The organism is Pseudomonas putida, from assembly GCF_003228315.1.
GTDB classification, from domain to species: Bacteria; Pseudomonadota; Gammaproteobacteria; order Pseudomonadales; family Pseudomonadaceae; genus Aquipseudomonas; species Aquipseudomonas putida_S.
In genome coordinates this window covers 494,537-521,500 of sequence record NZ_CP029693.1, presented here as the reverse complement: position 1 = coordinate 521,500, position 26,964 = coordinate 494,537, and the positions used below count along the sequence as shown (strand labels likewise).

Here is a 26,964-nt window from a genome sequence, read left to right as displayed (position 1 = left end):
CTTGTTTGACCCGCTAAAGCCCATCGCAGGCACCTGTAGGAGCGAGCCTGCTCGCGATGGATGCCCAGGCACCACGGGCATTCAGACAACCCGCGTTATCGTTAACGACCATCGCGAGCAGGCTCGCTCCTACAGAGGCGGTGTCAATTGGATTGTTCGAGCTGCCCATCCCAACCACCGCCCAGCGCAGCGATCAATTGCACGCTGGCGATCAGCCGGCTCTGCAGCAGGTTCAGGGCGGTGCGCTCGTTGTTCAGTGCGGTGGCCTGGACTACGACGACATCCAGGTAGGCAATCAGGCCGGCCTTGTACTGGTTCTGGGTCAGGCGCAGGGATTCGCGGGCGGCGTCCAGGGCTTGCTGGCGAACCACCGCTTCGTCTTCCAGGACCTTGAGTTGCACCATGAAGTCCTCCACTTCACGGAAACCGTCGAGCACGGTCTGGCGGTATTTGGCCACGGTTTCATCGTAGGCCGCTTCGCTGCGGTCGACTTCCGCCGAGCGTTGGCCGCCGTCGAACAGGGTCATCGCCAATTGCGGCCCTACCGACCAGAAACGGTTCGGCAGGCTGAACAGGTCCTTGGAGGTACTGCTGCTGTAGCCACCGTTCATGCTCAGGGTCAGGTCCGGGTAATACGCGGCCTTGGCCACGCCGATGTTGGCATTGGCGGCGATCACCGAACGCTCGGCGGAAGCAATGTCCGGCCGCCGCTCCAGCAACTGCGACGGCAGGCTCAGCGGTACGTCAGGCAACACCGGAATGTCATCGGTTTCCGCCAGCTTGAATTCCGCCGGCGGCAAGCCGATCAACACCGCGATGGCGTTTTCGAACTGGGCGCGTTGCCAGATCAGATCGACCATGTCCGCTTCGGTACTCTTGAGCTGAGTCTGCGCCTGTGCCACCGAGTCCTTGCCGGAAACACCGGCGCGGTACTGGTTTTCGGTCATTTTCAATGAGCGCTTGTAGGCTTCGACGGTTGCCTCCAGCAGACGCTTCTGCTCATCGATGACCCGCAGTTGCAGGTAGTTCTGCACCAGTTCCGACTGCTGGCTCAAGCGCATCGCCGCCAGATCGGCGAAGCTCGCCTGGGCGTTGGCGGTGTCGGCTTCCAGGCCACGGCGCAACTTGCCCCAGATATCAGCCTCCCAACTGACACCGGCCTGCGCGGTGTAGGTGTTGCGGATACCGCTGGAAGAACTGCTCAGGCTGGAACTGCTGCTGCCGGTGCCCTGGCTGGAGCGGGTTTTCCCGGCGGTCAGGTCCACCGTCGGGAAGAACGCGCCACGGGCGCTCTTGACCAAGGCCTGGGCCTGACGGTACTGGGCTTCGGATTGCGCAACGGTCTGGTTGGAACTGTTGAGTTTGTCGATCAACTCATTGAGCTGGCGGTCCCCGTAAAGCTCCCACCACGCACCGCGAGCCAGGGAGTCGCTCGGATTGGCCTGGCGCCAGCCGTTCGCTTCCTTGTACTGGGCAGGTTCTGCGGTTTGCGGGCGCTGATAATCCGGGCCCACGGCGCAGGCACTGAGCATCGCCACGCACAGCGACAGGCTCAACAACCGCGAGCCTCGGGCCTTGATCAACGATGCGGCCAGCGGTGAAGCCAGGTTGAACAGCGAACGGTCAGTCATAGCGGAGTTTCCAGAGCAGCATCAGTACGCACCCCGCGCCATTTGTTGAAGCGATGGCGCAGTTTGTCGAGATAGAGGTAAACCACCGGGGTGGTGTAAAGGGTCAGCACCTGGCTGAAGATCAGCCCGCCGATGATGGTCAGGCCCAGCGGCTGGCGCATTTCCGCACCTTCGGCGCGGCTGAGCAGCAGCGGCAAGGCACCGAGAATCGCTGCCAGGGTGGTCATAAGGATGGGCCGCAGACGTTGCAGGCAGGCATTGCGGATCGACTCCAGTGGCGCCATGCCCTGATGGCGTTCCAGTTGCAGCGCCAGATCGATCATCAGAATGGCGTTTTTCTTCACCACGCCGATCAGCAGGAACAGCCCCAGCAACGAGATCAGGCTGAACTCCCCGCCCAGCGCATAGATCGACAGCAACGCGCCAACACCCGCCGACGGCAGGGTCGAAAGAATGGTCAACGGATGGATGTAGCTTTCATAGAGCACGCCGAGCACCAGATACACCGCCACCAGCGCACCGAGGATCATGAACGGCTGGCTCTTCTGGGTCGCGGCGAAGGCGTCGGCGGTGCCGGCCATTTTCGCGATCACATCTTCCGGCAGGCCCACGGCGGCAATCGCCCGTTCGATGGCGGCACTGCCCTGCTCGACCGTCACGCCTTCGGCCATGTCGAAGGAAATGCTTTCCGAGGCGAACTGGCCTTCGTGGCTGACCCGATCGTCTTCCAGGCTGTTTTCGTAATGGGCAATGGTCGACAGCGGCACCCGCGCGCCGTCGGCGGTGATCACCTGCACCTGATTCAGGGTGATCGGGTCCTGGGCGTATTTCTGATTGACCTCCATCACCACCTGATACTGGTTGAGGCTGTCGTAGATGGTGGAAATCTGCCGCTGGCTGTAGGCGTTGTTCAGCACCGCCGTGACCATGTCCATGTCGATGCCCAGGCGCTTGGCCTGATCGCGATCGACGATCAGCTTCACTTGCTGGGCGCCGCGGCCTTCCCGGGCGTCAATCGCCGTCAGCTCCGGCAAGGCCCTGAGCGCGGTGACCACCTTCGGATACCACTCGCGCAACGCTCCCAGGTCACCGCTTTGCAGGATGTAGGAATACTGCGAAGTGGTCTGCTCGCGACCGCCGCCGAATTGCAGATCCTGGTCGGCCATCAGCATCAACTGGGCACCGGGAACCTTGGGCATTTCCTTGCGCAGGCGTTCGATAACCTTTTGCGCGGAAATACTGCGTTCCTTGATCGGCTTGAGGCGCACCAGCATGAACGCGTTGTTGGTGCCGTTGGTGCCACCGATGAAGCCGGCGACGCTTTCCACGGCGTCATCCTTGAGGACCGCACGGCGGAACGTCTCCATTTTCGGTTGCATGACACTGAACGACAGGCCGTCGTCGCCGCGCACGAATCCGATCAGTTGGCCGGTATCCTGCTGAGGTAAAAACGTTTTAGGAACAACAACATACAGCGCAATGTTAACGCCAACCGTCACGAACAGACTGAGCAACGTCAGGCGGCGATGACGCAGAACCCAGTCGAGGCTGGTGGCGTATTTACCGACCATCCACTCGTTGGCGCGCTGGCTCCAGCGTTGCAGACGGTTCTCCTGGCCCGGCGTGTGGGGCTTGAGCCAACGCGCGCACAGCATGGGGGTCAGGGTCAGCGAAACCACCAGCGAGACGACGATGGCCGCCGCCAAGGTGATGGAGAACTCGCGGAACAGGCTTTCGATGATTCCGCCCATGAACAGGATCGACAGGAACACTGCCACCAGCGAGACGTTCATCGACAGCAAGGTAAAGCCGACTTCCTGGGCGCCCAGATAGGCAGCCTTCATCGGTTTCACACCTTCGTCGATGTGCCGGGAAATGTTCTCCAGCACGACGATGGCGTCGTCCACCACCAGGCCGGTGGCGAGGATCAGCGCCATCAGCGACAGGTTGTTCAGGGAAAAGCCGTACAGATACATCACGGCAAAGGTGCCCACCAGCGACACCGGCACCGCCAGGGTCGGGATCAGCGAGGCGCGGAAGTTACCGAGGAACAGGAACACCACGAGGATCACCAGCGCCACGGCGATCAGCAGGGTCATCTCCGCTTCGTGCAGGGTCGCCTTGATCACCGGCGAGCGGTCCATGGCCAGGTTCAGCTTGACGCTGGCCGGCAGCACGGCCTGCAACGCTGGCAACTGGGCCTTGATCTCGTTGACCGTCTCGATGATGTTGGCGCCGGCCTGGCGGTTGATCACCAGAAGCACCGCCGAGTCATCGTTGAAGAAACCGCTGTTGTAACGGTCTTCGACGCCATCGCTGACTTTGGCCACGTCCTTCAGGCGCAGGGCTGCACCGCCGGCGTAGTGAATGATCAGCGATTCGTAATCCTTGGCTTTTTCCAGCTGGTCGTTGGCCTGAACCTGCCACAGTCGCTGATCGTCCTCCACCGAGCCCTTGGGCCGGCGCACGTTGGCGTTGGCAATGGTGTTGCGCACGTCATCCAGCGCCACGCCGTACTGGTTCAGCGCCTGGGGTTCGAGTTCGATACGTACCGCCGGCAGGGAGCTGCCGCCGATCTGCACTTCACCCACGCCCTGCACTTGCGACAGGCTCTGGGACAGGATGGTCGAGGCCAGGTCGTACAGTTGGCCTTTTTCCAGCACGTCCGAGGTCAGCGACAAGACCATGATCGGCGCCTGGGACGGGTTGACCTTCTTGTAGGTCGGCATGCTGCGCATCCCGCTGGGCAGCAGGTTGCGCGAGGCGTTGATCGCCGCCTGCACTTCCCGTGCGGCACCGTTGATGTCGCGGTCGAGGTCAAATTGCAGGATCACCCGGGTCGAGCCCTGGCTGGATCGGCTGCTCATGGTGTTGACCCCGGCAATGGTGCCGAAGGAACGCTCCAGTGGCGTGGCCACGGTGGACGCCATGACCTCCGGACTGGCGCCGGGCAGACTGGCCTGGACCACGATCACCGGGAAGTCCATTTGTGGCAGCGGCGACACGGGCAAAAGACCGAAGCTCACGCCGCCCAGCAGCATGATCGCCAATGAAAGCAGCATCGTTGCCACGGGGCGTTTGATGAAAGGACCGGAAAGGTTCATCGACCGCCCCTCCCTGCAACCACCCCTGTAGGAGCGAGCCTGCTCGCGATAGCGGTCAATCTGCCGACATCAATATTGAATGTAATGGCCTCATCGCGAGCAAGCTCGCTCCCACAAGGGCTGTGAGTGCGCAGGATCACACCGACACCTCTTCGGCTTTGGATTTGCCGAAACGCCGACCCAACCGGTCGAAGTACAGGTAGATCACCGGCGTGGTGAACAGCGTCAGAATCTGACTGAGCAACAGACCGCCCACCATCACCAGACCCAACGGCTGACGCAACTCCGCACCAGACCCGGTGGCCAGCATCAGCGGCACCGCGCCGAACAGGGCCGCCAGGGTGGTCATCAGGATCGGCCGGAACCGTAGCAACGCCGCCTGGTAGATCGCAGTCTGCGGGTCCATGCCCTGGTTGCGCTCGGCGTCGAGGGCGAAGTCGATCATCATGATCGCGTTCTTCTTCACGATACCGATCAGCAGGATGATGCCGATGATCGCGATCATCCCCAGGTCATTGCCGCTGAGGATCAACGCCAGCAAGGCGCCGACCGCCGCCGAGGGCAAGGTGGACAGGATGGTGATCGGGTGGATGTAGCTCTCGTACAGCACGCCCAGCACGATGTACATGGTCACCACCGCCGCCAGGATCAGCAGCAAGGTGCTCGACAGCGACGCCTGGAAGGCCTCGGCGGCGCCCTGGAACTGGGTCTGCACGCCAATCGGCATGCCGATGTCCTTCTGCACCTGCTCAATGATCTGCACCGCGTGCCCCAGCGCCACGCCGGGCGCCAGGTTGAAGGACATCATCACCGCCGGGAACTGACCGATGTGGGTGATAGCCAGTTGCGCCTGACGCTCTTCGATGTGCGCCAGGCTGGACAGGCGAACCTGACCGCCATCGGTGGTCTTGACGTGGATCTGGTCCAGCGCCTGCGGGCCGATTTTCTCGCCGGACTGCGATTGCAAGACCACGCGGTACTGGCTGGCCTGGGTGTAGATCGTTGAAATCTGCCGCTGACCGAAAGCGTCGTACAACGCGTCGGTAATGTTCGACACCGACACCCCGACCCGCGACGCGGCGTCGCGGTCAATCACCAGGTAGACCTGCAGGCCTTTGTCCTGCAAGTCGCTGGCAACGTCGGTCAGTTCCGGGCGATCGGCCAGGGCCTCGACCAGACGCCCGCTCCACAGGCTGAGCAACTCGGCATCCGGTGACGACATGCTGAACTGGTATTGCGTGCGGCTGACCCGGTCCTCGATGGTCAGGTCCTGCACCGGCTGCATGAACAGGCGGATACCGACCAGCTTGTCCAGTTCCGGCTGTAAGCGGGCAATCACGCCGGTGGCACTGAGGTCACGGTCGCTGTGGGACTTGAGGTTGATCAGCAGTCGGCCGCTGTTGAGGGTGGAGTTGTCACCGTCGACACCGATGTAGGACGACAGACTCTCCACCGCTGGATCGGCGAGGATCACCTTGGCCAACTCCTGCTGTCGCTCGCTCATGGCGGCAAATGAAATCGACTGCGGCGCTTCGGAAATGCCCTGGATGACCCCGGTGTCCTGCACCGGGAAGAAGCCCTTGGGCACCACCATATAGAGGAACACGGTCAAGGCCAGGGTGCCGATGGCGACCAGCAGCGTCAGCGGCTGGTGCTTGAGCACCCACTGCAATTTGCGTCCGTAGGCGGCGATCATCCAGTCGATGAAGGCACCGCTGGCACGGTAAAAGCGGCCCTGCTCGTCTTCCTTGGGTTCACGCTTGAGCAAGCGCGCGCACATCATCGGCGTCAGGGTCAGGGACACCACCAGGGAAATCAGGATCGCCACCGCCAGGGTGATGGCGAACTCGCGGAACAAGCGCCCCACCACGTCGGCCATGAACAACAGCGGAATCAGTACCGCGATCAGCGACAGGGTCAGGGAAATCAGGGTGAAGCCGATTTGCTTGGCACCCTTGAGCGCCGCGTTCAGCGGGCTGTCGCCCTCTTCGATGAAGCGGGAAATGTTCTCCAGCATTACGATCGCATCGTCCACCACGAAACCGGTGGCGATGGTCAGGGCCATCAATGTCAGATTGTTGACCGAGAACCCGGCGAGGTACATCACACCGAAGGTCCCGATCAGCGACAGCGGCACGGCCACCGACGGAATGATGGTTGCACTGGCCCGACGCAGGAACAGGAAGGTGACCATTACCACCAGGGCGATGGCGATCAGCAGTTCGTGCTGCACATCCTTGACCGAGGCGCGGATGGTCTGGGTGCGGTCGGTGAGCACGGTCACGTCGAGGCCGGCCGGCAGGTTGTCGGTAATGCTCGGCAGCAGGGCCTTGATCCGGTCCACCACCTCGATGACGTTGGCCCCCGGTTGGCGCTGGATGTTCAGCAGCACCGCCTGGTTTTCATTGGCCCAGGCTGCCAGACGTTCGTTTTCCGCGCCGTCGACGATCTGTGCCACGTCCTTGAGCCGCAACGGTGCACCGTTGGCATAGGCGAGGATCAGGTTGGCGTAGTCCTCCGGCGAGGTCAGTTGATCGTTTGCATCGAGCATCGACACCCGGGTCGGGCCGTCGAAGTTGCCCTTGGGCTGGTTGACGTTGGAAGCGCCGATCAGGGTGCGTACGTCCGACAGGTTCAGGCCGTTGGCCGCCAGGGCCTCGGGATTGACCTTGATCCGCACCGCCTGACGCTGGCCGCCGGCAATGCTGACCATGCCGACGCCGCTGATCTGGGCGATTTTCTGCGCCATGCGGGTGTCGACCAGATCGTTGAGCTTGGGCAACAGCATGGTCTTGGAAGTGATGGCCAGGGTCAGCACCGGCGTATCGGCCGGGTTGACCTTGTTGTACACCGGCGGCGCCGGCAGGTCCTTGGGCAACAGGTTGGTGGCGGCGTTGATCGCGGCCTGCACCTGTTGTTCGGCGACATCCATGTTGATGTCGAGGCTGAAGCGCAGGGTCAGCACCGAGGCGCCACCGGAGCTGGTGGAGGCCATCTGGGTCAGGCCGGGCATCTGCCCGAACTGGCGTTCGAGCGGTGCGGTCACGGCGCTGGTCATAACGTCCGGGCTGGCGCCGGGATAGAGGGTCATCACGCGAATGGTCGGGTAATCAACCTGGGGCAACGCCGACACCGGCAACAGGCGATAGGCGATCACGCCGGCCAGAACAATGGCCAGCATGCTCAGGGTGGTCGCTACCGGACGAAGGATGAACAGCCGCGAGAGGTTCATGCGCCGCCCTTTTTCGCCTTGTCGGCAGGCACAGGCTCAGTGGAATTGGCCGCCGACTTGCCTTGCAGGTGACCGGCCGGGTTGGTCGGCACTTGTTGCGGATCGTTGACCACTTCCACGTCGCTGCCGTCTTTCAGGCGATCGGTGCCTTCCAGTACCACGCGGTCACCGGCGGCCAGGCCCTCGGTGACCACGGTGTTGGTGCCGTCACTGGCGCCGATTTTCAGCTGGCGAATCTTGACCTTCTTGTCGCCGTCCAGGGCATAGACGAACGTACCGTTGGTGCCGAACTGGATCGCGGCGGACGGTGCAAGCACCACATCTTTCAGGGTGTCGGCCAACAGGCGCACATTGACGAACTGGTTGGGAAACAGCGTTTGATCGCGGTTGTCGTAGCGGGCCTTGAACTTCAAGGTGCCGGTGGTGACGTCGATCTGGTTGTCCAGGCTTTGCAATACACCGGTGGCCTGCAGCTTGGTGTCACCGCGATCCCAGGCTTCGGCGGGCAATTTGGCGCCGCTGCGATAGCGGGCGAGCACGGTGTCGAGGCTGTTTTCCGGGAGGGTGAACGCGACGCTGATCGGTTGGGTCTGGGTGATGATCGCCAGCGCCGTGGTGTCGTTGGCCGCCACCAGGTTGCCGACGTCCAGCTGACGCAGGCCGACGCGTCCGGTGATGGGGGCGCGAATCCTGGTGAACTCGAGATTGAGTTTGGCGTCGTTGACCGCCGCCTGATTGGTCTTGACCGTGCCCTGGAACTGGCCGACCAGCGCTACCGCGGTGTCCAGGGTCTGCTTGGCGATGCTGTCTTCCTTGTACAGGCCGGTGTAACGCTCGACATCCATCTGGGCGTTTTTCAGCTGTGCCTGATTCTGCAGCAAGGTGCCTTCCGCCTGGAGCAAGGCGTTCTGGTACGGACGCGGGTCGATTTCAGCCAGCAGATCGCCAGCCTTGACCATCTGCCCTTCCTCGAAATAGACCTTGACCAGTTCGCCGCCGACGCGGCTGCGCACGTTGATGGTGTTCAGCGCAGTCACCGTGCCCAGCGCCTTGTAATACAGCGGGAAGTCACCCTTGACCGCCGGTGCCACTCGCACCGGAACCGGACCGGTAGCGCCGCCAAACCCCGGACGCATCCCGCCTGACCTGCCGGTGTGCCCCGCTACGGCCTTGGGCTGTGCCCCCTCTTTCGGCGCAGCGCCGCCGGGCCAGAATTTCCAGCACAGGGCGGCGATGACCAACAGGACGAGCAGGCCGAACAGCCAGCGACGGGGACTACGGGAAGCGGAGGATTGCATTGAGAGATCAACCATTGGGCGCGTGGGCTTTTATTACATAAGGCTGAACGATAAGCACTGGCGGCTCGTAAGCAAAGCGCCTTTACCGGCAATTTACCTTCGGCTTACGTAACAAGAGATTTATGCAAGACACTGAAACACAAATGAAAACGGCCTGGACAGGGCCAGGCCGTTAACAATTGTAATGGCGCGATTACTTCAGAACGGCGAGTGCCGCTTCGTAGTTCGGCTCTTCAGCGATTTCCTTGACCAGTTCGCTGTGCAGCACGTTGTCGTTCTCGTCCAGAACAACGACGGCACGGGCGGTCAGGCCTTTGAGCGGGCCGTCAGCGATGGCCACACCGTAGTTCTGGATGAACTCGGCACCGCGCAGGGTCGACAGGTTCTGCACGTTTTCCAGGCCTTCGGCGCCGCAGAAACGGGCCTGGGCGAATGGCAGGTCAGCGGAGATGCACAGCACCACGGTGTTGGCGATGTCGTTGGCCTGGGCATTGAACTTGCGTACCGAAGTGGCGCAGGTCGGGGTGTCGATGCTTGGGAAGATGTTCAGCACTTTGCGCTTGCCGGCAAAGTCTTTAAGGGTGACGTCGGACAGATTGCCGGCAACCAGGGAAAAGGCTGGCGCCTTGGAACCGGCTTGTGGCAACTGGCCGTTGACTTGAACCGGATTGCCTTTAAGAGTCACTTGAGCCATGAACGGAGTCCTTCTGAACGTTGTTGGAGAGAATCTTGAAGAGGCCGAAGTTAACCACGAAATCGATCGGCGACCTACCCCGGATACAAAACTTGCGAACACCCTCAAATCCCTGTGGGAGCCAGACCTGTGGGAGCGAGCTTGCTCGCGATAGCGGTCTCACATTCAACCTATCAGGTGTCCGGCAATCTGCCATCGCGAGCAAGCTCGCTCCCACAGGGTCCGATATATGACGAAAGTTGCGCCTGGTTGTCGATTCAGCCGTAGCTCATTCGACTATAACTGAGCAACCCGAACCCACAGGAGACAACACCATGCGCTTCATGATCATCATCAAAGCCAGCCAGGACTCCGAAGCCGGCATCATGCCCAGCACCGAATTGCTGACCGCCATGGGCAATTACAACGAAGAACTGGCCAAGGCCGGCATCCTCCTCGCCGGCGAAGGCCTGCACCCCAGCAGCAAAGGCGCCCGCGTGCGCTTTTCCGGCGACAAGCGCACGGTGATCGACGGCCCGTTCGCCGAAACCAAGGAACTGATCGCCGGTTTCTGGCTGTGGCAGGTGAAATCGAAGGAAGAAGCCATCGAGTGGCTCAAGCGCTGCCCCAACCCGATGCCGGGGACAGAACCCGAGATCGAGATTCGGCAGGTGTTCGAGATGGAGGATTTCGGCGCAGAACTCACTCCGGAACTGCGGGAGCAGGAAGAGCGGGCATTTGGGCAGTCGAGGAAGTGTTAAGCGTTTATTAAACGATATAGAGACCTTCTCCTTAATAACGCGTCATCATTCTTCGCGGGCAAGCCTTGCTCCTACATACACCGCCGTCTGTAGGAGCAAGGCTTGCCCGCGATTGCGTAGTCAAATATCCCCACTTTTTCGAATTCCCCTCCAACCACCTGATTCCAATTAACTTTTTAGTACACACAAAAACCCAAAAACTTGTACACAAAACCAAAGAATTAACACCCTCCGACTGGCTAACCCCCATTTAGCTGCTAGCTTCAAAAGACGTGTCCTACAGGCTTGATAGCCAAGAGACCACGTCGTAACGGCCGTGAAGTGCCTAGGCGTCCAAAGAAGCCACCAGGGAATCGGGCAATCATGTTCAACAAAATGGGGATGCACGCCTGTCTTCCGGGGATGTCGTTCGCACCTTTGCTGTGCACCCACCCCGAAACCGTCAACAGCCTGCGGTACCTCGCGCCCGGCTCCATCGGCATCCGGACCAGTGACCTGAAAAACGCTTCCACCACACCCCACTCGGTTTGGGTGGCGGCAAAGTCTGGAAGTCCGGGTCCAATCTCCTCAACACGTATTTCGAGCAGCAACGGACTGTCGCACCCAAGGACGATGACCTGCCCATGTTGACCCTGTACGCCAATCAACGTCTCGTTTGGAAAGTGAGGACATCACCATGCAAATTGCTATTCGCGCAGCCGTGTTCAGCCTGATGACCATGTTCGCCAGCTGTGGGGTTGGAGCTCAGGGGCTGGATACCCGCCCCACTGGCGAGCCTCGGCAGCCGACTCTCGACGTCAGCAACGGGCAATGGCAAATGCCCGTGCTGACACCGGTCAATCAACCAAAACAATAAGTGGAGTCGTTCATGGTCAGGGCTTGTGTAGTACGTCCTTTGTTGGCCTTGTGCGTGGTGGGCACCAGTCCGTTGGTACTGGCGGCCGAGGGCGGTGTCGGTCGGCCGATCACCGGCCTGCAGGTGTTTTCCAATGCCGGGGTGGTGCCGCCAGAGCCCGGCTGGGTGATGTCATTGACCAGTTTCTGGTATGACGGCGATCTCAAGGGCAACGTGCAGGTCCCGATCGCAGGTGCCTTGAGCACCGGCGTGGACATGAAGGTGTCCTACACCATCGCCAACTTCACTCATGTCTGGGATACGGGCAAGGGGCCGTGGAACTACGCCTCGTCCATCGGCGTACCGGTGCAGTACACCGACGTGAGCGCCAGCGTCACCGGCCCCCGTGGCAGGACGCTGGGCACCGAAGACACCGGCACCCAGTTTGCCGACGCGCTGATCACACCGATTGCCGCCGGCTACCACTTCGACGAGGTCAACCATCTTTCGCTGTCCTTGCCCATCTACGTGCCGACCGGCGCCTACAACGAGGATCGCCTGGCCAACCCCGGGCAGAACAATTACACCTTCATGCCAACTGCGGCGTTCACCCATCTGGATGGCAAGGGCGGCGAATTCACGCTCATGAGCAGCCTGGAGTTCTACACGGAAAACAACGCCACGGATTATCGCAACGGCAACATCTTCACCCTCGATGCACTGTGGACCCATGGTTTCGGCAATGGCTGGAGCGCCGGCATGGCCGCCGGTTATATCCAGCAGGTCACCGACGACTCGGGAAGCGGTGCAAACAGTGGTTTTCGCGGCCGTTCCGTCGGCGCAGGTCCCGCAGTGGGCTGGCAAGGCAAGTTCGCCGACGCCCAGGCCAATCTGAGTGCCCGTTGGGTACCGGAGTTCGACACCAAGAACCGCCCTGAAGGCAACGGTTTCAGCGTCAACCTGACCCTGGCATTTTTCTAGGAGGCTGCATGACTGCACTCAATGATCTGAACGCCCTGCAAGCCAGCATTTGCGAGGCCGTGCTCGGCCAGGATCAGGTGGTTCGGCAGATCCTCCTCGGCTTGCTGGCCAACGGTCATTTGTTGCTGGAAAGCCTGCCCGGACTGGCCAAGACCCGCACCGTCAAGGCGCTGTCCAGACACCTGGATGCGAAGATGAGCCGCATCCAGTTCACCCCGGACCTGCTGCCGTCGGACATCACCGGTGCCGAGGTGCTGCACCAGGTCGAAGGCAAAAACGAGATCCGTTTCCAGCCGGGCCCCCTGTTCGGCAACCTGATCCTGGCTGACGAGATCAACCGTGCCCCGGCCAAGGTCCAGGCGGCGTTGCTCGAAGCCATGGAAGAACGGCAAATCACCGTGGCTGGTAACAGCCACGCGCTACCGGATCTGTTCATCGTGATCGCCACGCAGAACCCGATCGAACAGGAAGGCACGTACCCATTACCGGAAGCACAGATGGACCGCTTCCTGATGAAAGTGCTGCTCGATTACCCGAGCGCCGAGAACGAAAGCCAAGTCCTGCGCCTGTTGCGCGAAGAAGAGCAGGCCCTGGGCGCCAAGACCGCTGCGGTACAGGGCTTTGCCCTGGCCCAGGACGTGATCTTCGCTGCGCGCCGCGAGGTCAGCGCCGTACACGTGTCGACCGCCATCGACCGCTACCTGATCGATCTGATCAACGCCACCCGCCACCCCGCCGACTACGACGCCGACCTCGGCCGCTGGATCGCCATCGGCGCCAGCCCGCGCGGTGGTATCGGCCTGGACCGTTGCGCCCGTGCCGATGCGTGGTTGCAGGGGCAGGACTTCGTCTCGCCGGACAACGTACGCGCCATCGTGCACCCGGTGCTGCGCCATCGCCTGCAACTGAGCTACGACGCAGTGGCCGATGGTGTGACCGCCGATCAGGTGCTCGACCGTTTGCTCGATAAAGTGGCGATTCCTGCATGAATGCCGATGGTCTGGTCTACGTCTCTCTGGCGCAGTTGATGGCGCTGGAGTTCAAGGCCCGTGACCTGAGTTTTCTCGCTCGCCAACCCCAGGGCAGCATCCTCGCGGGCAACCATGCCTCGCGCCTGCGTGGCCGTGGCTTGAACTTCGATGAGTTGCGCCGCTATCAACCGGGCGATGATTTGCGCCACCTCGACTGGCGCGCCTCCCTGCGAACCGGCAAACCGGTGGTGCGTACCTTCACTGAAGAACGCGATCGCCCGGCGCTGATTCTGGTCGACCAGCGCATGTCGATGTTTTTCGGCTCGCAACGCAGCTTCAAATCCGCCGTGGCCGCCGAACTCGGCGCGCTCGCGGCATGGATGGTGTTCAACGCCGGCGATCGGGTCGGCGGACTGGTGTTCAATGACCAGCGCATCGACAGCGTTGCGCCGTTGCGCAGCCGCAAGCGGATCGAAGCGCTGTGCAGCCGCATCGTCCAGCAGAATCAGGAACTGAGCGCCGCCAATCCGGACGCCGAGGGCGAAGACCAGCTCGACAAGGTCCTGCAACAATGCCTGGCGCTGGCGGGGCACGACCACTTGATCTGCATCGTCAGTGACTTTGCCGGCGCCGGTGAGCGCACTTTGCAGCTGATGCGACAGTTGGCGGCACACAACGATGTGATCGCCATGCAGGTCTACGATCCCCTGGCGCTGAACCTGCCGAAAAATGGCCGCCTGCTGGTCACCCAAGGGCAGTTGCAGGTGGAGCTGGCGGTGGAGCGTCGACAGGTGCACCAGCCACTTGGCGACTTTCTCGGCGGCCGGCTCAAGGACGTGGCCAACCTGCTGCGCCGCAGCCGGGTGCCGTTGATGATGTTCAGCACCGCCCTCGACGCTCAGGAACAACTGCGCGCCGAACTGGGCAAGCTGACCGGGGGACGGCGATGAATCCGAACATTCCGAGCATTGATCAACTGAAGGAAATAGCGCTACCCGCGCCAGTCAGTTATGCGCCGCAGACCTGGGGTTGGTGGGTGTTGCTCGCATTGCTTGTGCTGGCCGCGCTGATCATCGCCGCCCGGCGCTATTGGCAATGGCGGCGCGATCGTTATCGGCGCGAGGCGCTGGTGCGGTTGGCGCAGTTGCAAAAGCGCAGTGATGATTTGAGTGCGCTACGCGAATTGCCGGAGTTGCTCAAGCGCACCGCCATCTCCATGCCCAGCACGCCGTCTGTAGGAGCAAGGCTTGCCCGCGATGCAGGCGCTGCGATCTTTCAGACAAACCCCGTTATCGTTCATCGCGGGCAAGCCTTGCTCCTACAGGGTCCGGACGCGCTCGGGAAAGAGGACTGGCAATCCTTCCTGCAAGCGCACATCAAGCAACCCCTCCCCGCCAATTTCAGCCAACAACTGGCCCAACTCGCCTACGCCCCCGACACCACCCTGCGCGCCCTTCCCGTCGAACAGCGCCAACAGTTGTTCGCCACCTGCAAACTCTGGGTGGAGCATCATCATGTGGCAGCTTGATTACCCCTGGCTGTTATTGCTGCTGCCCTTGCCGTGGTTGGGTTATCGCTACCTGCCCGACTACCGCGAGGCGCGCAGCGCGGTACGGGTACCGTTTTTTGCGGCAATGAGCCGCGCGGTCGGCCAAACGCCGAGCCAGGCCGGGACCCGCACCAACCGCTGGCAGTTGCTGTTGAACCTGCTGGTGTGGGCACTGTTGCTGGTGGCGGCGGCCCGCCCGGTGTACGTCGAAAAACCCATCGAACGCCAGCAACCGGTGCGTGATCTGATGCTGGCCATCGACCTGTCGCAATCGATGGAAACCACCGATTTCACCGACGCCAACGGTCAGAAAATCAACCGCCTGGCCGCCGTGAAAGAAGTGGTGCATGGCTTCATCGATAAACGAAAAGAAGACCGACTCGGCCTGATCGTGTTCGGCAGCGGCGCTTACCCGCAGGCGCCGCTGACCCTCGATCACGCCAGCCTGTCGCTGTTGCTGGACGACACCGGCATCAGCATGGCCGGCCCCAACACCGCCATCGGCGATGCCATCGGCTTGAGCCTCAAACTCTTGGAGCAGGCCAAGGAGCAGGAAAAAGTCGTGATCCTGCTCACCGATGGCAATGACACCAGCAGCGCCATCACCCCGGATCATGCGGCACAGATGGCGGCCGCCAAAGGCGTGGTGATTCACACCATCGGCATTGGCGACCCGCAGGCGTCCGGCGAAGCCAAGGTCAACCTCGGCAGCTTGCAGCAGATCGCCGAAGCTACCGGCGGCAAGTTCTTCCGCGCCGAAGACCGCAATGCCCTGAACGAGGTCTACAGCACCCTCGACACGCTCACACCGCATCAGGTGAAAACCCTCAGCCATCAACCGAAAAGGGATCTGTTCTGGTGGCCGCTGGGGGCGGCGATTGCCCTGCTGGCGCTCTATCACCTGGGCGCCCTGCTGCGTCCACACCTGTCACTTGCGCGTCAGCGGCAGGAGGCCTGAGATGGAGATCAACCTCAGTGATTTCCACTTCCTGCGCCCGCTGTGGCTGTTATTGCTGCCTTTCGCCGCCGTGCTGCCAGTGCTCTGGCGCCGCAGCCGCGACCTGCAGCGGCGCCTGCGCGGCAACATCGCCGAACATCTGCTGCCCCACCTGCTGATCACGCCTCAGGACCGCCAATGGCTGCGCCCGGTGCATCTGGCCAGCGCGTTGCTGGCGCTCGGTGCACTGGCCGCCGCCGGGCCGACCTGGGAACAGGACCGACCGGACTTTCTGGAAAATCGTGCGCCGTTGATCATCGCCATGGATCTGTCGCCGTCGATGGACGCCACCGACATGCAGCCATCACGCCTGGAAGCGGCCAAGCACAAAGTCCATGACCTGATCCAGCGCCGCACCGGCGCGCGCAATGCCCTGATCGCCTACGCCGGCAGCGCGCATCTGGTGTTGCCACCGACTGACGACCCGGCGCTGCTCGATACCTTTATCCAGGCTCTGGGCACCAACCTGATCGACAAACCGGGGAAAGATGTCGGCGCGGTGATCGAACAGGCCAAGCGCCTGCTGGCCGCCGAAAAATCCCTCGGCACCCTGCTGCTGGTCACCGACGGCGCCGACACCTCGGCACTGGCCGGTCTCGATAAACAACTGGACGACAGCGACCTGCAGGTACTGATTCTGGCCGTCGGCAACGAAGACGGCGGGATTATCCGCGACGCCAGCGGCCAGCCGCGTACCGACAGTAACGGGCGTCCGGAGCTGGGCAGTTTCGATCAGGCCGCACTCAAGCAGCTTGCATCGGCACTGGATGCACCGCTGGGCAGCCTGACACTCAACGATGACGATCTGGATTGGGTCGACCTGCACGCCCAGCAGCACTTCCAGAGCGCCAGCGACGAACAGCGTGAATTGCACTGGAAGGACGCCGGTTATTGGCTGTGCTGGCCGCTGCTGCTGATCGCCTTTTTCAGTGTGCGCAAGGGCTGGAGCCTGAACTGGATGCCGGCCTTGTTACTGGCGGTCGGACTGGGTATGCAGCCTGCACCGGCGCAGGCCAATGCGCTCACCGACGCGTTTTTCACCCCGGACCAGCAAGGGCGCTGGGCCTTCGAGCACGAGCACTACCCTCAAGCCGCCGCGCACTTCACCGACCCGTACTGGAAAGCCATCGCCGCCTACAACGCCGCCGATTTCGACCTGGCCTTGGCCAGCTTCGCGCGCCTGCAATCGCCCCAGGCGTATTTCTATCTGGGCAACATTTATGTACGGCGCTTCAAGTTCGACCAAGCCATTGCCGCTTACACCCAGGCGTTGAAGTTGCAGCCGCAATTCCCTGAAGCCACGGCCAACCTTGCGCTGGCCATCGCCTTGCAGAAAGACACCGAAAGCGCGGAGAAGAACGCCCCCGAAACCAAACCCGACGAAATCAAAATGGACAAGGCGCCAGGCAAGGGCCAGAGCAGAGCCGTGAAGACTGAGCAAGCGGCGTCGGATGAGCAGTGGTTGCAGAATTTGAGTACATCGCCGGCGAAATTCCTCAAACAGAAGTTCAGTTTGCAGGATCAGTTGGGGGCCAGGCCATGATCCGACAGTTAGACCGAGTCGCGGCCATCGCGAGCAGGCTCGCTCCTACAGGAAGCTTGTGGCGCACACAGAACCACTGTGGGAGCGAGCCTGCTCGCGATGGCGCCAGATCAATCACCCCAAAACTCGGCGCTTTGCTCATTGCTTTGATCAGCACCTGCACCCTCGCCGCCGAACCCGAACTGCGCGTCCAGGCCACCCTGCAACCCGCCACTTCTCCCATGGTCGGCAGCGTGGTCCAACTGCAGCTGGACATCCTCACCGACACCTGGTTCACCGACGCCCCCGCCCTGCCCGACCTGAAACTGCCGGGGGCGCTGGTCATGCCACCTGACGGCCATGCCGAACACCTGAACCAGACCCTCGATGGCAAATCGTTCAGCGGCATGCGTTTCAGCTACCTGATCACGCCAAACGTGGCGCAGGGTTTCGACATCCCCGCACTGACCGTCCACACCACACCCGGTCAGGCCACTACCGAGCTGAGTGCACAAAGCCAGCCGTTGCATTTCACCGCAACACAACCACCGGGCTTCAAGCCAGGAGAGCCGGTACTGGTGGCACAGGCGCTGCGTTTTACCCAAAACATCGTCAAGCCCGATACTCCCTTGAAAGTCGGCGACAGCCTTACCCGGCAATTGACCCTGCAGGCCGATGGCGCGCTGGCCATGTCGCTGCCGACGCCGAAAATGGGCGATATCAGCGGCCTCAGTGGTTATCCGAAAAATCCCCAGGTCGGCACCCTCGACGACGGCCGCGGCCACTTCACCGGTGGCCAGCGCATCGACAGCATCACTTACCGGATCGACCGCGAAGCCCACTACACCTTGCCCGCCATCGAAGTGAAATGGTGGGACACCGGCAGCCAACAGACCCGCACCGCGCAAGTCCCCGCCGTGGACTTCGACGCCGTGGCCAACAATGCCGATCGCCCGGTGTTCTCGATCAGCGAAGACCTGAAAAAACTCGGCCGGCAAAATCGACTGCACCTGTCGGGATTTGCCCTGAACTTGCTGGCACTGGTGTTGGGCGCCGGGTTGCTTATCTGGTTTGCACGGCCACTGGTTCATCGCGCTTATCTTCGTTGGCAGGCCCGGCGTCGCGCCCGACACCTGGCCTGGCTGCAATCGGCTGAATACGCCTGGCGGCAGATCCCGCCAGAACTCGATAGCAAACCGCCACAACTGAGTGCCCTCTACCTCTGGACCCGCCGTACCCGCAAGGGCTTGAAACTGACAGGGCTCGGCCCGCGCCTGCAAGCCCTGCTGCGTGCCTGTTACGGCCGCGATCCGACCAAAGATCAAGCACTGCTACAACTCAAGGAATCCTTGACTACGCTGCATAGTCGGGCAGACCACAACAGAGAATCAGTCGCTCCCGCACTGCGACCGCTCAACCCCGTCCATGAGAAGGATGTTCCATGACGAACCCGATATCGATCCGCCAGCACTCAGGATTGAAATTTCTGCTGACTCTGGCACTGAGCCTGCCATTGCTGGTGCAGGCGGCCGAGCCGTTGCCCTCGTGGAATGACGGCCCATCGAAAAAGCACATCATCGAGTTCGTCCAGGCCGTGACCGACCAGAGCAGCAAGGACTTCGTCAAACCCGAGGATCGCATCGCCGTGTTCGACAACGACGGGACCTTGTGGAGCGAACAGCCGATGTACTTCGAGGTGCTGTTCGCCCTCGATGAAGTCAAGCGCACCGCGGCGCAGCACCCGGAATGGAAAACCACTCAACCGTTCCAGGCCGTTCTGGAAAACGACCACAAGGCGCTGGCGGCAACCGGTATGGAGGGCCTGATGAAAATCATCGCCGCCACCCACAGCGGCATGACCACCGAGGCTTTCGACGATTACGCCAAGACCTGGCTGAGCCAGGCCCGCCACCCGAAAACCGGCAAGCCCTACACCGAGATGATCTTCCAGCCGATGCTGGAAATGCTCGACTACCTGCGCAGCCAGGACTTCAAGACCTACATCGTCTCCGGTGGCGACACCGGCTTCATGCGCGCCTTTGCCGAAAGGGTCTACGGCATCCCGCCCGAGCAGGTGATCGGCACTACTTTTGTCACGACGTTCGATTACAAGGATGGCAAGGCCTCGATCCTGCGTACGCCAAAGCTGGCCCACAACGACGACGGCCCGGGTAAACCGGTGAGCATCGACAGCGTGATCGGGCGGCGACCGATTCTTGCGTTCGGCAACTCCGACGGCGACCTGCAAATGCTCCAGTGGACCGCAGCCGGCACAGGCAAACGTTTCATGGGGCTGGTGCATCACACCGACGCCAAACGTGAATGGGCTTACGACCGCGAATCGAATATCGGTCGTCTGGACAAGGCCCTGGACGAAGCAAACAACCGTGGCTGGACCGTGGTGGACATGGCTGCCGAATGGCGCCGGATCTACCCCTTCGAAGCCACGACCGGGCAAGTGCAGTAAGCAAGCGTAAGCAGGACCGCAACAAACGGTTGTCGCAACACGCGACGCAAGCGAGCAAAAGGAGCAAGTCCTATGACTGGCATACGCAAGTGGTTACCGAAGGCGGCCTTGCTGGCGGCTTCGGTCATGGCGTTCTCGGCGACAGCCGGGGCCGCCGATAAGCCCAACATCCTGGTAATTTTCGGCGACGACATCGGCCAGACCAACATCAGCGCCTACTCTTTCGGCGTGGTCGGCTACAAGACCCCCAACATCGACCGCATCGCCAAAGAAGGCATGATGTTCACCGACTACTACGCGGAGAACAGCTGCACGGCGGGACGTTCGACCTTCATCACCGGCCAGTCCGCACTGCGCACCGGCCTGTCCAAGGTGGGCATGCCGGGCGTGCCGGTGGGCTTGCAGGCCAGGGACGTGACCATTGCCCAGGCACTCAAGGCCAAGGGCTATGCAACGGGTCAGTTCGGCAAGAACCACTTGGGTGACAAGGACGAATACCTGCCGACCAACCACGGCTTTGACGAGTTTTTCGGCAACCTCTACCACCTCAATGCCGAAGAGGAACCGGAGCGTCCTTACTGGCCAAAAGATGATGCTGCGTTCGTCAAGGCGGCCTCGCCTCGCGGCGTGATCCACAGCTTCGCCGATGGCAAGATCGAAGACACCGGCCCGCTGAACAAAAAGCGCATGGAAACCATCGACGACGAAACCACGGCGGCGGCCCAGGCGTTCATCGAGAAACAGGCCAAGGCGGACAAACCGTTCTTCGTCTGGATGAACACCACTCGCATGCACGCCTTCACTCATATACGTGAATCCATGCAGGGCCAAAGTGGCATGCCAGGCAACGATTATGCCGACGGCATGCTTGAGCATGACGGCGACGTCGGCAAGTTGCTCAAGACACTGGATGACCTGAAGCTCACCGACAACACCATCGTGGTCTACACCACCGACAACGGCCCGAACCAATGGTCCTGGCCGGATGCGGCGACCACGCCGTTCCGCAACGAGAAGAACTCCAACTGGGAAGGCGCTTTCCGGGTACCGGCGATGATCCGCTGGCCCGGTCACGTCAAGCCGGGCGAAGTGTCGACCCAGATGTTTTCAGGGCTCGACTGGTTCCCGACCTTGCTGGCGGCGGTGGGCGATACCGACATCAAGGACCGCCTGCTCAAGGGTGCTGATGTCGGCGGGAAGAACTTCAAGGTGCATCTGGACGGTTACAACCAGCTGGACTACCTGACTGGCAAGACCGACAAGAGTGCGCGTAACGAGTTCTTCTACTTCAGCGATGATGGTCAGCTGGTGAATATGCGCATGGGCGATTGGAAGATCGTTTATTGCGAGCAGCGTGCACCTGGTGGCCTGAAGGTGTGGAGCGAACCCTTTACCTGCCTGCGGGTACCGAAGCTCTTCAACCTGCGCATGGACCCGTATGAGCGAGCCGACGTTGTGTCTGACCAATACTATGATTGGCTGACCAAGAACGACTACTTGCTGATGCAAGCCACTCAAAAGGCCGCAGCCTTCCTGCAAACCTTCGTCGACTACCCGCCTAGCCAACGCCCGGCGAGCTTCAGCATCGACCAGATCCAGGCTGACGTTGACAAGAAAATCGAGGAAAAAATGAAAGCCGCCAAGTAAGACCGCTTGACCGCCGCTCGCCGTGATCGGCGAGCGGCCCTATTTTTCACTGGAGACCGTATCGGCCCTATCGCGAGCAAGCTCGCTCCCACAGGGATTTTTGTCGCACCGAAGATCTATTGTGGGAGCGAGCCTGCTCGCGATGAGGCCGGTGCAGTCGCCAATGTTTTGAACCGGAACAAGGCAATCGGCAATGTCCTCACGTGTCGCCAGCAAGTCGTCGGCCATACCCGCCACCCACGCCGCCTCCCCGGCGCTGTTGATCCCCAGCCTTTTACTGTTCGTCTCCGGCGCCGCCGCGCTGGTGTACCAGGTGCTGTGGATCAAGCAACTGTCACTCGTGGTTGGCGTCGAGGTGTACGCCATCACCACCGGGATCAGCGCGTTCTTTGCCGGCCTGGCCCTGGGCGGCCTGTGGTTCGGCCGTTGGGCCGACCGTTTGCAACAGCCGGTGCTGTTGTATGCCGTGCTGGAGGTGCTGGTGGCGGTGCTCGGTGTCGGCGCGACCTTCGCCATGAGCCTGGCGGCCAGCCCGTTTGCCTGGCTGGAAGAACACGTGAGCCTGCTGGCCTGGATCCTGCCATTTGCACTGGTAGGCATCCCCGCCTTGTTGATGGGCGGCACCCTGCCGGTGCTGGTTCGTTCATTGGCCAGCGACCCGCAGCAACTGGGCAAGGCCGGTGGCCAGTTGTATGCGGCGAACACCGCCGGGGCCATTGCAGGGACCCTGCTCGCCGCGTTCGTCTTGATTGCCACCCTCGGCGTGCGCGGCAGCGCGCTGTTCGCGGCGATGCTCAACCTGCTGGCCGCCGCCGGGGCCTTGTGGTTCCAGCGCCAGCGTCCACTGTCGAGCGAGGCGCCAGTCAAACACCACGCGGACAAGGCACCGGATCGCCTCGCACTGTGGTTGTATTCGATTGCCGGCGGCGTGGCGCTGGGTTACGAAGTGGTCTGGTCGCAATCGATCGTGCAGTTCATGAGCACCCGCACCTATGCCTTTGCGGTGGTGCTGGCGACCTACCTGACCGGGCTGTTCCTCGGCAGCGCCCTGCTCGCCCGCCGGGTCGATCGCCTGCGCGATCCCTGGGGCGTGTTCGGTTTGCTGATTGCCGGCGCCGGCTTGATTGCACTGTTGGAAATCGCCCTGCTCGGCCGTTGGCTGGTGCTGGCGCAGAGCGCCTTCGAAGCCTGGGTGCTGGCCTTGGGTGGCAGCGAGTTGCTGGGCATGAGCGCACGCTTTGCGGTGGCCGCCCTGAGCATCGTGTTCGTGCCGACCCTGCTGCTCGGTGCGGCGTTTCCCGTGGCCCTGCGCCTGAGCGTCGGGCGCGAGCACGTGGGGCGCAATGTCGGTGAAGTGGTGGCGTTCAACACCCTCGGCGGGATCATCGGCGTGATGCTGTGCGGGTTTGTACTGATTCCGCTGCTGGGGTTGGTGCGTACGCTGGGTTTGCTGGCGATCATCGCTGCCGGCATTGGCTACTTTGCCGTACGCAAGGGCCACGGGGTCAGGAAAGGTCGACGTCAGGCGGTGGTTGCCATCGGCCTGCTGGCCTTGGCCGTCGCCGTTTTTACCCCGACAGGCAAGCTCGCCAGCCTGTTGCCCGGCGCCCGTAACGGCACCCTCACTTTTTATGAAGAAGGACGCGGCGGCACTGTCGCCGTGGTGAGCCAGGGCCGCGGCCAGAAGACGTTCCAGCGTTTGTATATCCAGGGGGTTTCCAACACCGGCGATGCCATGCCGTCCCTGCGCTACATGCGGATTCAGGCACTGCTGCCACTGTTGATTCATAACGGCGAGCCACGTTCGGCGCTGGTGATCGGCTTCGGCACCGGTATCACCGCTGGCGCCCTGACCCGCTACCCCGGTCTGGAACATCGCGTTGTCGCCGAACTGCTGCCGTCGGTGGTCAAGGCCGCACCGTTGTTCAAGGGCAACTTCAATGCCGCCGCCGACCCTGGCGTCGATGTACGCCTGCATGACGGTCGCCAGGAACTGCTGCGCAACCCGCAACGTTATGACCTGATCACCCTCGAACCGCCTCCGCCTTCCGCCGCCGGCGTGGTCAATCTGTATTCCCGGGACTTCTACCAACTGGCCGCCAGCCGTTTGCAGAAACAAGGCCTGGTCGCCCAGTGGCTGCCGCTGCCGACCCAGAACATCGACGATTCCCGCTCGCTGGTGCGCAGCTTCCTCGACGTGTTCCCCTACGCCAACGTGTGGACCAGCGAGTTCCACGAGATGCTGCTGGTCGGTTCGCTCGAGCCCATCGAGCTGGATGCGGCCAAGATCAGCCAGCGCTTCCAGCAGGACAGCGTACGCAGCACCTTGCAGGATGTCGGTATCGGCTCGGCCGCTGCGTTGCTCGCCACCTGGGTGACAGACCGCGACGGCCTGCAACGCTTTGCCGCCGATGCGCCGCCCGTGACCGATGACCAACCACGGATCGAATACGCGCCCTGGGTGCGGGCCAAGGAGATCACCCGGGTATTGCCGGCGTTGCTTGACTTGCACATTGCTCCGCCGCTGGTGAATGCCGATGCGGCGTTCAATGAGCGCATGAATGCACACCGCCAGCGCCTGATGCAGTTTTATCGGGCGAGCCTGCATGCCTATGACGGCGATCGCGATGCCTGGGGACGGGATATTCGCGAGGTGATGGCCGGTGATGGGGGGAATCCGTATTACCGGTGGTTTGTCGGGGAATGAAACGGCAAACCACACCGTTACTTGTAGGAGCGAGCATGCTCGCGATGGACTCAAGAACAACGTGGGGTGTCAGGTTTCCCCCATCATCGTTGACGTCCATCGCGAGCTTGCTCGCTCCTACAGTGGGATGTCGGCATTTGACAGGTGTATAACATCCGACAAAGCTGCATTGAGCATGAACGCGTACCTTGACTACGGAAGTCGTAATGCCGACACATAAAAACAAAGCGCCAACCGCAAACCCTGATTCGCAACCGACCCTCATCAACCGTTACCTGTTTCCCGTCACCATCGGCATCCTGCTGTTGGCCGTCGCGGGCATCGGCTGGTTCCTGTTCGCCAGCCAGCCGACTCCGGTACCTCTGGCACCCGTGAGCAAACCCGCCGTGCAACCGGCCAAGCCGCAACCGGTGGCCGCCGTGCCCGAAGCAGCACCGGCGAAAATGGTCGACGAGCAACAATGCCAGGGCTGCCACAGCGCCCAGGTCAAGGACTGGCAAGGCTCCCACCACCAATTGGCGATGCAGGCGGCCAGCGCCGACACCATGCTCGGTGACTTCAACAACGTGACGTTCAAGGCGGAAAACGAAACCACCCGTTTTTCGCGCAAAGACGACGGCTTCTGGGTCAACACCCCCGGCATCGATGGCAAGAACGCCGACTTCAAGGTCGCCTACACCTTTGGCATCGCACCGTTGCAGCAATACCTGATCGAAGTCGGCGATGGCCGCTTGCAAGCCCTGGGCGTGGCCTGGGATACCGAGAAACAGCGCTGGTTTCACCTGTATCCGGGCCAGGGCGTGACCTTCAAGGATCCGCTGCACTGGAGCAAACCGAGCCAGAACGCCAACTTCATGTGCGTCGAATGCCACACCACCGGTTACAAGCGCAATTTCGATGCGGCAAAAAACACCTTCGACAGTCAGTGGAACAGTCTCGGGGTCGGTTGCCAGGCCTGTCACGGTCCGGCCTCCAATCACTTGGAATGGACGGCGAAAAAGACCGATCTGATCCACGCCGGCTTTGCCGTCGACCTCAAGGACAAGAACGCCACCGTCGAAATCGAAACCTGTGCCCGCTGCCACTCCCGCCGCGCGCCGTTGGGCGATGGTTTTACCGTCGGCAAGCGCCTGATGGACGACTACCTGCCCAGCCCACTGACCCGTGAGTTGTATGCGCTGGACGGCAAGATCAAGGATGAGGTATTCGAACACGGCTCCTTCGCTCAAAGCAAAATGTTCGACAAGGGCGTGCGCTGCAGCAATTGCCACAACCCTCACAGCACCCAGCTCAAGGCGCCGGGCAATGGTGTCTGCCTGCAATGCCATAACACGGCAGGCAAGACGACAGTGGAAGGTGTCGACGGCAATGGCCTGCAAGCGAAGAACTACGACTCCATCGAGCACACCCGCCACACCATGGGTCAACCGGGCTCGCAGTGCGTGGATTGCCACATGCCCGGCAAGTTCTACATGGGTAACGACTTCCGTCACGACCACAGTTTCAGCATCCCCAACCCGGAGCGCGCTGCAAAACTGGGCACGCCGGACGCCTGCCTGACCTGCCACCAGGGCAAGGCCGGCGACAAGGTCACCGAGCAGTTCAAGCTTTGGAACACCGCCAATGCAGGCATGGCGCAAGCGCCACGCTACGACGAGAGCCTGTGGTTGATCCGCAACGGCCAGGCGGGTGCGGCGCAAGCGCTGTACGAGCAACTGCAACGCAGCAACCTGCCGGCGATCCAGCGGGCGACCCTGCTCAACGAGTTGCCCGCCTACCCCAGTGAGCAGGCGCTGAAACTGGCGACCAAGGACCTGAACAATCCGGCGCCACAGGTGCGTGAAAGCGCTGTGCATGCAGTCAGCGCGTTCCTGCCGCCACCGGAACGCGCATCGCTGCTCACGCCGTTGCTGAGCGATCCGGTGAAAGCCGTGCGTATCGCGGCGGCACGGGACCTGCTCAGCGTGGCTCGCAACGGCCTGGGCACTGCGCAGGACCGTTGGAACAGTGCCATCGCCGAGTACGAGACAGTGCAGAAAAGCCTGCTCGAACGCGCCGAAGCCAACCTCAACCTGGCCCTGCTGTATCAGGCCAGTGGTCGCAATGACGAAGTTGAAGCGCTGCTGCGAACCGCACTCAAGCGTGATCCGGACTTCTACCCGGCATTGGTTACTTTGGTGCAATGGCTGGAGGCCAATGGTCGCAACGAGGAGGCGCAGGCGCTGTTGGCGCAAGGCCTGAAAGAACACCCCGACGCTGCCTTGCTGCAACACACCCAGGGCCTGTCATTGGTACGCGCCGGTAAATCCTCGCAGGCTATGCCGTTTCTGAACAAGGCCGCGCAACTGGAACCACAGACTGCGCAATACGGTTATGTGCTAGCAGTGGCGCTGCACGACAGCGGCAAGGTGTCTGAAGCCTGCGACGAGCTTGAACGGCTGTTGAAAGTCGATCCCACCAACCGCAATGCACGCCTGGCGTTGATCCAGTACTACCTCAACAACGGCCAGGAGCCCAAGGCGCAGGTGCTGTTGCAGGGCTGGAAGAAGATGAACATGGGAGATCCGGCGTTGAAATGATCGGGGGCTG

At 61.8% G+C, this 26,964-nt stretch carries 18 protein-coding genes; 13 read left to right on the top strand and 5 right to left on the bottom strand.

Going from position 1 to position 26,964, the window contains the following annotated elements:
• Window positions 1-143: 143 nt before the first annotated feature.
• The 5 genes from DKY63_RS02400 to tpx form a co-directional block, all read right to left on the bottom strand.
• Complete coding sequence (locus tag DKY63_RS02400) at window positions 144-1,631, bottom strand: efflux transporter outer membrane subunit (RefSeq protein WP_110962639.1); 1,488 nt, start codon at window positions 1,629-1,631, stop codon at window positions 144-146.
• Window positions 1,628-4,735 carry an efflux RND transporter permease subunit gene (locus DKY63_RS02395; RefSeq protein WP_110962638.1) on the bottom strand — a complete coding sequence of 1,036 codons (3,108 nt, stop codon included), beginning with the start codon at window positions 4,733-4,735 and terminating at the stop codon, window positions 1,628-1,630. The genes DKY63_RS02400 and DKY63_RS02395 overlap by 4 nt, the downstream gene beginning before the upstream one ends.
• A gap of 136 nt (window positions 4,736-4,871) precedes the next feature.
• On the bottom strand, window positions 4,872-7,967 hold the full coding sequence (locus tag DKY63_RS02390) for an MdtB/MuxB family multidrug efflux RND transporter permease subunit (RefSeq protein WP_110962637.1): 3,096 nt from the start codon (window positions 7,965-7,967) through the stop codon (window positions 4,872-4,874).
• Complete coding sequence (locus DKY63_RS02385) at window positions 7,964-9,280, bottom strand: MdtA/MuxA family multidrug efflux RND transporter periplasmic adaptor subunit (protein WP_110962636.1); 1,317 nt, start codon at window positions 9,278-9,280, stop codon at window positions 7,964-7,966. The genes DKY63_RS02390 and DKY63_RS02385 overlap by 4 nt, the downstream gene beginning before the upstream one ends.
• A gap of 178 nt (window positions 9,281-9,458) precedes the next feature.
• On the bottom strand, window positions 9,459-9,959 hold the full coding sequence (gene tpx / locus DKY63_RS02380) for a thiol peroxidase (protein WP_110962635.1): 501 nt from the start codon (window positions 9,957-9,959) through the stop codon (window positions 9,459-9,461).
• Between the two features lie 314 nt (window positions 9,960-10,273).
• Between tpx and DKY63_RS02375 the strand changes: the two genes are divergently transcribed.
• The 13 genes from DKY63_RS02375 to DKY63_RS02310 all read left to right on the top strand — a co-directional run bounded on the left by DKY63_RS02375 (window position 10,274) and on the right by DKY63_RS02310 (window position 26,954).
• On the top strand, window positions 10,274-10,699 hold the full coding sequence (locus DKY63_RS02375) for a YciI family protein (RefSeq protein WP_110962634.1): 426 nt from the start codon (window positions 10,274-10,276) through the stop codon (window positions 10,697-10,699).
• Window positions 10,700-11,375: 676 nt separating this feature from the next.
• Complete coding sequence (locus tag DKY63_RS02365; RefSeq protein WP_110962632.1) at window positions 11,376-11,555, top strand: hypothetical protein; 180 nt, start codon at window positions 11,376-11,378, stop codon at window positions 11,553-11,555.
• 12 nt (window positions 11,556-11,567) lie between these two features.
• Window positions 11,568-12,515 (top strand): SphA family protein, encoded by a 948-nt coding sequence (locus DKY63_RS02360; protein ID WP_110962631.1) that lies wholly within the window; start codon window positions 11,568-11,570, stop codon window positions 12,513-12,515.
• Between the two features lie 8 nt (window positions 12,516-12,523).
• Window positions 12,524-13,504 (top strand): AAA family ATPase, encoded by a 981-nt coding sequence (locus DKY63_RS02355; protein WP_110962630.1) that lies wholly within the window; start codon window positions 12,524-12,526, stop codon window positions 13,502-13,504.
• The gene (locus tag DKY63_RS02350; protein WP_110962629.1) at window positions 13,501-14,436 is read left to right on the top strand and encodes a DUF58 domain-containing protein; all 936 of its coding nucleotides are present in this window, start codon (window positions 13,501-13,503) and stop codon (window positions 14,434-14,436) included. The genes DKY63_RS02355 and DKY63_RS02350 overlap by 4 nt, the downstream gene beginning before the upstream one ends.
• Window positions 14,433-15,014 (top strand): DUF4381 domain-containing protein, encoded by a 582-nt coding sequence (locus tag DKY63_RS02345; protein WP_110962628.1) that lies wholly within the window; start codon window positions 14,433-14,435, stop codon window positions 15,012-15,014. Before DKY63_RS02350 ends, DKY63_RS02345 begins: the two co-directional genes overlap by 4 nt.
• Entirely contained in the window at window positions 15,001-15,993 is a 993-nt protein-coding gene (locus DKY63_RS02340) for a vWA domain-containing protein (protein ID WP_110962627.1), read from the top strand. Before DKY63_RS02345 ends, DKY63_RS02340 begins: the two co-directional genes overlap by 14 nt.
• 1 nt (window position 15,994) lies before the next feature.
• Window positions 15,995-17,575 carry a VWA domain-containing protein gene (locus DKY63_RS02335; protein ID WP_110962626.1) on the top strand — a complete coding sequence of 527 codons (1,581 nt, stop codon included), beginning with the start codon at window positions 15,995-15,997 and terminating at the stop codon, window positions 17,573-17,575.
• Window positions 17,572-18,999: a BatD family protein gene (locus DKY63_RS02330; protein ID WP_110962625.1), complete on the top strand. Its 1,428-nt coding sequence runs from the start codon at window positions 17,572-17,574 to the stop codon at window positions 18,997-18,999. Before DKY63_RS02335 ends, DKY63_RS02330 begins: the two co-directional genes overlap by 4 nt.
• A complete protein-coding gene (locus DKY63_RS02325; RefSeq protein ID WP_110962624.1) occupies window positions 18,996-20,021 on the top strand; it encodes an HAD family hydrolase in 1,026 nt (341 codons plus the stop codon). The genes DKY63_RS02330 and DKY63_RS02325 overlap by 4 nt, the downstream gene beginning before the upstream one ends.
• Window positions 20,022-20,093: 72 nt before the next feature.
• Window positions 20,094-21,668 (top strand): arylsulfatase, encoded by a 1,575-nt coding sequence (locus DKY63_RS02320; protein WP_110962623.1) that lies wholly within the window; start codon window positions 20,094-20,096, stop codon window positions 21,666-21,668.
• Between the two features lie 193 nt (window positions 21,669-21,861).
• Window positions 21,862-24,375, top strand: coding sequence for a fused MFS/spermidine synthase (locus DKY63_RS02315; RefSeq protein WP_110962622.1), 2,514 nt, complete (start codon window positions 21,862-21,864; stop codon window positions 24,373-24,375).
• Window positions 24,376-24,581: 206 nt separating this feature from the next.
• Window positions 24,582-26,954 carry a tetratricopeptide repeat protein gene (locus DKY63_RS02310; RefSeq protein WP_110962621.1) on the top strand — a complete coding sequence of 791 codons (2,373 nt, stop codon included), beginning with the start codon at window positions 24,582-24,584 and terminating at the stop codon, window positions 26,952-26,954.
• Window positions 26,955-26,964: the final 10 nt, after the last annotated feature.